11 protein-coding genes are annotated in these 7887 nt (G+C 55.6%); 6 read left to right on the top strand and 5 right to left on the bottom strand.

What is annotated here, in order from left to right:
- Positions 1-406 precede the first annotated feature (406 nt).
- Genes AC0KVQ_RS15965 through AC0KVQ_RS15955 form a run of 3 tightly spaced genes read right to left on the bottom strand, consistent with a single transcriptional unit; the run spans position 407 to position 2521 of the window.
- Positions 407-790, bottom strand: coding sequence for a DUF2703 domain-containing protein (locus AC0KVQ_RS15965; RefSeq protein ID WP_473422184.1), 384 nt, complete (start codon positions 788-790; stop codon positions 407-409).
- 19 nt (positions 791-809) lie between these two features.
- Positions 810-1055: a thioredoxin family protein gene (locus tag AC0KVQ_RS15960; RefSeq protein ID WP_473422183.1), complete on the bottom strand. Its 246-nt coding sequence runs from the start codon at positions 1053-1055 to the stop codon at positions 810-812.
- 2 nt (positions 1056-1057) lie between these two features.
- Positions 1058-2521, bottom strand: coding sequence for a permease (locus AC0KVQ_RS15955; RefSeq protein WP_473422182.1), 1464 nt, complete (start codon positions 2519-2521; stop codon positions 1058-1060).
- 101 nt (positions 2522-2622) lie between these two features.
- Here AC0KVQ_RS15955 and AC0KVQ_RS15950 point away from each other — a divergent pair, with 101 nt between their 5' ends.
- The 6 genes from AC0KVQ_RS15950 (at position 2623) to AC0KVQ_RS15925 (ending at position 7148) form a co-directional block, all read left to right on the top strand.
- Positions 2623-2976: an ArsR/SmtB family transcription factor gene (locus tag AC0KVQ_RS15950; protein ID WP_473422181.1), complete on the top strand. Its 354-nt coding sequence runs from the start codon at positions 2623-2625 to the stop codon at positions 2974-2976.
- Between the two features lie 94 nt (positions 2977-3070).
- A complete protein-coding gene (gene arsB, locus AC0KVQ_RS15945) occupies positions 3071-4096 on the top strand; it encodes an ACR3 family arsenite efflux transporter (RefSeq protein ID WP_473422180.1) in 1026 nt (341 codons plus the stop codon).
- 46 nt (positions 4097-4142) lie between these two features.
- Positions 4143-4640: an arsenate reductase ArsC gene (locus AC0KVQ_RS15940; protein ID WP_473422179.1), complete on the top strand. Its 498-nt coding sequence runs from the start codon at positions 4143-4145 to the stop codon at positions 4638-4640.
- A 52-nt stretch (positions 4641-4692) separates the two neighbouring features.
- Positions 4693-5715: an arsenic resistance N-acetyltransferase ArsN2 gene (arsN2, locus tag AC0KVQ_RS15935; RefSeq protein ID WP_473422178.1), complete on the top strand. Its 1023-nt coding sequence runs from the start codon at positions 4693-4695 to the stop codon at positions 5713-5715.
- Between the two features lie 85 nt (positions 5716-5800).
- Positions 5801-6850: a permease gene (locus tag AC0KVQ_RS15930; protein WP_473422177.1), complete on the top strand. Its 1050-nt coding sequence runs from the start codon at positions 5801-5803 to the stop codon at positions 6848-6850.
- 64 nt (positions 6851-6914) lie between these two features.
- The gene (locus tag AC0KVQ_RS15925; RefSeq protein WP_473422176.1) at positions 6915-7148 is read left to right on the top strand and encodes a thioredoxin family protein; all 234 of its coding nucleotides are present in this window, start codon (positions 6915-6917) and stop codon (positions 7146-7148) included.
- Between the two features lies 1 nt (position 7149).
- Here the strand turns inward: AC0KVQ_RS15925 and AC0KVQ_RS15920 are convergent, their stop codons facing one another.
- Together AC0KVQ_RS15920 and AC0KVQ_RS15915 are read right to left on the bottom strand one after the other, a co-directional pair.
- On the bottom strand, positions 7150-7386 hold the full coding sequence (locus AC0KVQ_RS15920) for a hypothetical protein (RefSeq protein WP_473422175.1): 237 nt from the start codon (positions 7384-7386) through the stop codon (positions 7150-7152).
- Between the two features lie 13 nt (positions 7387-7399).
- A partial coding sequence (locus AC0KVQ_RS15915) for a rhodanese-like domain-containing protein (protein WP_473422174.1) occupies positions 7400-7887 on the bottom strand: 488 nt, incomplete at its 5' end.

The following is a 7887-nucleotide window of genomic DNA, read 5'->3' as shown; positions in this document are numbered from 1 at the left end:
CCATTTTCGATGCCGAGTTTGGAGACCGCAGCCGTTGAACACTGCGTTAACGCATCTTTCAAGCCACCCACGGCGTCTTTATTACTGAGGCTGCTCAAATCAAGCGCAAGCGTGTGGGCACTCATGACCATGCCAACAAGACATCCGGTAAGAAGGCGCATGGATTACTCCTTTAGGAAATCATGATTTCAACGGGGGGGTGATGGCCATAAACTGAAAATTCCTTCTACCACAACCCCGACCCCATCGGCCAAAGTCAGTATAGACGCCGAGTGTGGGCATGGTTACGGGTAAAAACCACAGGCAATAATTGTAGGGGTCAAAGTTTTTCGGACACGCCGAGAGCTTGTTTTGCTGCTGTTCCCTGTTCGTAGAAGGCGAAGGTCTGAGATTGGCTGCGGCAATGCTACAACGTTGCCGCAGCAAGTCTTGCCGCACGCAAAATCAGTGCAGCCGGGATCGTTTCATACGTTTTATCGTCAATTTCTACAGTTCGACATTCTGCATCGCCACAGGCAGCGCAGCAGCGGCTGCTGCCAGTACTGCCTTGCAGCCAGTATTCAAGAGGCTTGCCGCTGATCCAGATTCGATTCGACTCACTTGGCTGCTCAAGAAACGCTGCTTCGCTGATTTCCTTGCATTCCACTGAAACGCTGATTCCCTGCGCAGCCAACTCCTTGGTCAGTAGTGCGGCAGCCTCTTCGATTTCACGTCCTGTACTGCCACATCGAGGGCAGGTTACCCCCTCGGTGTTGACAAGCCGTTGCCACACAATGGATAAGATTTTCATCGTGCCCCCTGCATTGCGATCACACCATTGCTTCTTTAATCCAATCCGCTACCGTTCCCGGTGCTGGGATCATCCCTGATGACACTAGTTTTTCATTGATCACCAGGCCCGGTGTTTTCAGGATGTCATAGGCCAGGATGGCCTGCATGTCGGTGACCTTGATGATTTCTGCATCCACGCCGAGCGAGTTGGCTGCCGCCTGGGCGACCTCGGCGAGTTTCTTGCAGTTGGCGCAGCCCGGGCCAAGAATCTTGATGGTGAGCATGATCAGACTCCTTTCAATGTTGGTGAATGCTGGCTGGCAAATTTGAGCAGTATTGCCAGTACCGCGAGAAATGCAGCAAGCCCCACGGCAATAAACAGCAGCGGCGTGCCATTGATCCAGGCGCCGTAGGTCATGCCGGCTGTCGCGCTGAAAAGTGCGACCAGGCCGACATACACACAGGTCTTGGCCTTGCCGATGATGGCAGAGAGGATGAGCATGCTCTGCAGCGAGAGTTCGGGGTCCGACATCAGATACGCCAGCAGTGGGCCGCGATGCATGCCCAGATCAAGGAACATTTTGGCAATCGGCACCTCGACCAGTGTCGGGAAATACATGAATACGCCAAAGACCACGCCGGCCAGGTTGCCAGTGAGCGAATTGCTGCCTGCCACGGCTTCGATCCATTCCGGGCGGATCAGCACGCGGATCATGCCGACGACAAACACGCCCACCACCAGCAGCGGAAAAATCTGCTTCACGAAGCGCCACGATTCCCACAGCCAGTCGCACAGTTCATCTTCGCCCAGCCAGTACCAGATCAAGACATGCAAGATAGCAAGTGCGATAGCCACGCCAAACAGCTTGCCGGTCAACCCGATCTGCAAGCCCTGGGTGCTGGGCTGGATGGCCAGCGCGGCAAACAGCAGCGTGAACGAGATCAAAGCCAGGCAGGCTTTGGTCCAGACCGTGATGCCCTCCTGAATGTTTTCCAATCCGCGCCAGGCGGTGAGGCTGATACCGATCAGCAGGACGATCAGGGTCGAGCCTTGTACCGAAACGCCTTCCTCGCCCTTGGCTGCATCGTAGGGCACCACTCGATCCAGCCACTGCTGCCAGGCTTGTGCGCCGGGCAGGGGCAGCTCGAATTGCAGATGCGTGCCGGTCAGAAAGCCCAGTTTGAGGGTGCCGGCCAGCAGCAAGGCTACCCAGACCAGCAAAAAGATGAGCGATACGCGACGCATGCCTGTTTCGTGTTGGGCAGCAAAAATATCGGTAGCCTGATCGTGGGCAGCATCATCGGTACGGAAGATCAACGCCATGATCAGGCCAATGCCAATGCCAAACGTGAGCGAGAGCAGGAAGCGGGCGATGGCCAGATCGGCACCGATCACCCCGCCGGTGTAGACCAGTGCCAGGATATTGGCGGCCGGCGCGAAGAACAGGAAAGTAATGGCTGGTCCAAGCCCTGCGCCTTTTTTATAGATGCCGGCAAATAGCGGCACGATGGTGCATGAGCATACTGCGAGCAGCGATCCGGCCGCTGCCGCCGCAGGGTAGGATACAGTCTTGCGCGAATTGCGGCCCAGAAAACGTGTGATGGCTTCCTTGGGAATCAGCGCTGACATGGCGCCAGCGATGAAAAATGCCGGCAGCAGGCACAGCAGTACATGCGCGGCCAGATACGCGGCGAGATTGCCCAAGCCACCATACAGAACCGGAAGTACCCAGGCTGACAAGCCACCCATGAATGTTACCTCCCCAGAGAGGAAACCTAGACTCAGTCTAGATCAGAAATAACCGCATATTTGATATTTTCATATTTCAACAAACATTGTAGTATTCCGTCATGGAAAAAGAATCTGCTACCCATATTTTTGAATCGCTGTCCTCCGGCGTGCGTCTGGATGTGTATCGGCTGCTGGTCAAGCGCGGCCCGGAAGGCATGGTCGCGGGCGAAATTGCCACGACATTGAATGTGCCGCCCACAAATCTTTCATTTCACCTCAAGGCACTGACGCAGGCGAAGCTGCTGACAGTGGAGCAGGAGGGGCGATTTCAGCGTTACCGAGCCAATATCCCGCTGATGCTCGATCTGATCGCTTACCTGACCGAAGAATGCTGTGCCGGGCATCCCGAGCAGTGCGCGGACTTGCGTGCGGCATCGCCGTGCTTCGATAGCCTGTTGCCCCCGCTAGGCTGATCCGGCCACTTTTTTGTGACAATATTTTAAATATTGTTGAATCATTAAAATATTTAATAGGCATGTAAACGCAACAAGCTGCAAAGGAGCTGAAATGGGATTGTTTGAACGTTATCTCACGGTCTGGGTAGCACTGGGCATTCTGGCCGGGGTGGGATTGGGGCTCTTGATACCCGATGCCTTTCAGGCGATTGCCGCGCTGGAAATCGCGCATGTGAATCTGGTGGTGGCGGTGTTCATCTGGGTGATGATCTATCCGATGATGATCCAGATCGACTGGCATGCGGTGAAGAATGTTGGCAAGAAACCGCATGGCCTGATCCTGACGCTGGTGGTGAACTGGCTGATAAAGCCTTTTACCATGGCGGCGCTGGGGGTGCTGTTCTTCCATTACCTGTTCGCACCGTGGGTCGATCCGCAATCAGCCAGCGAATACATCGCTGGCATGATCCTGCTTGGCGTGGCGCCGTGCACGGCGATGGTGTTTGTCTGGAGTCAGCTGGTCAGGGGCGACGCCAATTACACGCTGGTGCAGGTCTCGGTGAACGATCTGGTCATGGTGGTAGCCTTCGCGCCGATAGCCGCTTTCCTGCTCGGCGTGACCAATATCACTGTGCCTTGGCAGACGCTGGTGCTCTCCACCGTACTCTATGTGGTGTTGCCGCTGGTCGCCGGTATGGCCACGCGCCATGCACTGGAGCTGCGTTCCAGCCATGCGGTGACGGATTTCGTGGCCCGGCTCAAACCCTGGTCCATCGTCGGCCTGATTGCCACCGTGGTGCTGCTGTTCGGCTTTCAGGCCGGCACCATCATTGCGCAACCGATGGTGATCGCGATGATTGCCGTGCCGCTGATTGCCCAGAGCTACGGTATCTTTGCCGTCGGCCTGATCGGCGCGCGCCTCTTGAAGTTGCCGCATAACGTGGCTGGGCCGGCCTGCCTGATCGGCACATCCAATTTCTTCGAGCTGGCCGTGGCGGTGGCAATTTCGCTGTTCGGCCTGAACTCCGGCGCCGCGCTGGCAACGGTCGTTGGCGTGCTGGTCGAGGTGCCGGTGATGCTGTCGCTGGTGAAGATCGTGAATGTTTGCAAGCCTTGGTATGAACGCCAGGTGGCTTGAAAAGCTGTTCGAGAAACTGATTGAATCTTGTCTGGAGAGTTTGTAAATGACCACCAAACCCTACAACGTATTGTTCCTGTGCACCGCCAATTCCGCGCGCAGCGTGATGAGTGAAGGCGTACTCAATGTGCTCGGCAAAGGACGCTTCACGTGCTACAGCGCTGGCAGCAAGCCTTCGGGCCGCGTCAACCCGCACGCGATCGCCATGCTGGAAACCATTGGTTATGACACCGGCAGCCTGCGCTCCAAATCGTGGGACGAGTTCGGCGGCCCGGAGGCACCGCAGATGGATCTGATCATTACCGTGTGCGGTAATGCCAAAAATGAAGTCTGTCCGATCTGGCCGGGGCATCCGACTACGGCGCACTGGGGCTACGAAGACCCGCACGGCGAAACCGAAGCTGAAAAGCGCGCTTCCTTTGAGAAAATTTTTGCGCAGATTCAGCGTCGTACCGAATACTTCCTGAGCCTGGGCGAGGAAGCGCTTTCTCTGGAAAATATCAAGGAAACTGCACGCAAGGTTGGCGAATTCAAGGTTGACTGATTACGCTGAAGGCCCATCTATCGGTTGCTGGCCCAGCAGGGAAAAGCCTGTCATGTACATCGAACCACTGAACGCTCTGGCCGAAGTCATCCCGCTGCTCGATGCGTGCGAGCTGAATCACTGCGACATCGATTCAAGCGCACCGCCACAGTTTTTCGGAATACGCGAGAATGAGCAACTCATTGCCGTGCTCGGCTTCGAGCGCTTCGACCGCGTGGGACTACTGCGTTCGCTTGCTGTCGCTCCCGAGTTTCGTGGGCATGGCTTCGCCCGGGCCTTGGTCACACATGCCGAAGCACAGGCTCAGTCACAAGGTGTTGAAACGCTCTACCTGCTGACCAATACCGCCGAGTCGTTTTTCTATGCAGCAGGCTATGTGCTCACTTCGCGCAATATGGCCCCCGCAGTGATCCGGCAGACTTCGCAGTTTGCCGGGTTGTGTCCTTCCTCTTCCGCCTTTCTCTCCAAACATCTCACGGAAAGCCCGCGTCCTTGCATGATGCATGCATGGCATAACCACGAACGCGAATTGCTCAACTGGCTGACCCGACAAGTTGCAGATCGGGATGCGGCCAAGGATTTGCTGCATGACCTTTTCCTCAAAGCAGTTCGACAGGGAGATAGGTTCTGTTGCCTTGAAAATGCACGTGCCTGGCTATTTGACGTAGCCCGCAATGCGGTGGCCGATCAATCACGGCGCAAGCGCGAAATCGTCGAAGTCCCGGTGGATCTGGTTGCTGAAGAGGTTGAACTGCGTCCCGTGGATAGTCTGGCGTCGTGCCTACCACGTGTTCTGGGTGAGTTGAGTCCAGAGGATCGTGAGGCGATTACGCTGTGTGATCTGGAAGGGATGAGTCAGGCAGACTTCGCTGCAAGAATCGGTCTGAGTCTTTCTGCTGCAAAATCCCGAGTGCAGCGCGCTCGCAAACGGCTCAAGAATCAGCTCACAACAGCCTGCCAGGTCGAACATGATGCATCTGGCCACGTATGCGGATTCATACCCCGGCCAGCACAATCCGAGCCTGTTCCAGTCAACCAAGGCTGTTCTACAAAGCCGGGTTATTGTGGCAACTGATCGTTTTTCAAAATAAGTAGCTCCATCCTGCGTCTTTTCTCATGCATCGGCGTCTTCAGTTCAGAAGACCCGAAAAGATGAACGCATGATGAACCACACCGCACCTCGTATTTCACCTCAACTACGCTACTGGCTCGCCAGCCTCGCGCTGGCCATCCCGCTTTGGCAACTGGCCTATTGGCATCTCACCGATCTGGCTGATGCACTGATTGCGCTTCTGGGACTTTCCCGCCAGACGCATCTAGGCGAAGCCTTGCATTTCTTTTTCTATGACACGCCCAAGGTGCTACTGCTATTGACAGGCATCGTGTTCGTGATGGGCATCATCCAGACTTTTTTTGCCCCGGAGCGCACGCGTGCACTGCTCTCGGGAAAACGTCTGGGTACGGGTAATGTACTGGCCGCTTTGCTTGGTATCGTTACGCCATTTTGCTCGTGCTCTGCCGTGCCGCTTTTTATCGGCTTTCTGTCTGCCGGTGTGCCTCTAGGCGTGACATTTTCATTTCTCGTTTCCGCGCCCATGGTTAACGAAGTGGCACTGGTATTGTTGTTCGGAATGTTCGGTTGGAAAGTGGCCGGCCTGTATCTGGGTATGGGATTGCTCATCGCCATCGTATCCGGATTGGTGATCGGCAAACTCAAGATGGAAATCCATCTGGAAGACTGGGTTCAGAAAATCGTCAAAGGTGAAGTCCATCATTTGCCGGATGAGAACCTGAGTTGGGTACAACGCTTCGAATCGGGTCGTTCACATGTGCGTGAAATCGTCGGCAAGGTCTGGCCGTTTGTTATCGCCGGGATTGCACTCGGTGCGGGCATCCACGGTTATGTTCCGGAAGATTTCATGGCATCGATTATGGGGCGCGATGCCTGGTGGTCCGTGCCCGTGGCCGTACTGCTGGGTGTGCCGATGTATACCAATGCAGCGGGCATTATTCCGATTGTTGAGGCACTAATCGGCAAAGGTGCAGCACTGGGCACCGTACTGGCTTTCATGATGGCAGTGATCGCGCTCTCGGCACCGGAAATGATCATTCTGCGCAAAGTGCTGAAACCGCGTCTGATTGCCGTCTTTGCGGGTGTCGTCTCCTGCGGGATCGTGCTGGTAGGTTATGTATTCAATGCTGTGATCTGAAAAGGAGAAAAGGATGTCGCAATCGTGTAACTGCAGTTCGCATCGCAAAACTACGGAGGAGAGAATGATGAAAGTAGCTGTTTATGGACCTGGTTGCGCCCGTTGCACACAGACCGCACAAATCGTGAAAGATGTGCTGGAGACAGAAGGCGTGAACTTCACGCTGGAGAAAATCAGTGACTATGCCGAGATAGCCAAAGCCGGAATCATGGCCACGCCGGGTGTAGCGCTCGACGGCAAAATCGTTTCTGTCGGCAAAATTCCGACCGTTCCGGAAATCAAAGGCTGGTTGAAATAAGCTAAAGCGTTTCGCATGAATGCCAGTCTATCTCAGGATGGCTGGCCTCCTTGCATTTGAGGAATTGCTGACCGATGTTGTGGATCAGCGAGTCGATCTGGGTCGCAGCTTCAATGTTGGGGTGGGCAGGATGCCCGCCTGCAGCGCGAATTGATTGTCGATGTGGTGTTGCGTTACGTGAAACCGGATTGAGGCAAAAAAACAGGGCACCTTTTTGCGTGCCCTGTTTGCCTTTCACGATTCGGGATCGATTACGGTGTGGGCACCTTGGCTGGTGAGCGTGGGTCAATATTGGCTTTCAGGCCGCCACTGAAACTGGTGACATCGAAACCATTCTGCGCCAGCACGCGCGCCGAGAAGTAGCTCATCTTGCCAAAGGCGCACACGGTAACCACCGGTCGAGTACGGTCGAGCTTGTCCAGACTGGCACGCAGCATCGGGAAGGGAATGTTGAGCACCTTGCCGGGTGCCGGATAGGCTTCGGCCAGCGGTTTCGGGCGTACATCGATAATCTGCACGTTCTGATCATCCGGCAGGGTGGTGGTATGTTTCACCAGGCCATCGAGGCGGTTGCAAGCGGCGAAACCTGCCAGGTTGATTGCATCCTTGGCCGCGCCAAACGGTGGGGCATAAGCCAGCTCCAGATGGCACAGGTCCTCGATCGTCATGCCGCCGACGATGGCTGTGGCCAGTACATCCAGACGTTTGTCGACACCTTCAAAGCCGCAGGCCTGTGCGC

This window comes from Formivibrio sp. oc-25 (genome assembly GCF_055810895.1).
This window is presented reverse-complemented; position numbering and strand designations above follow the sequence as displayed.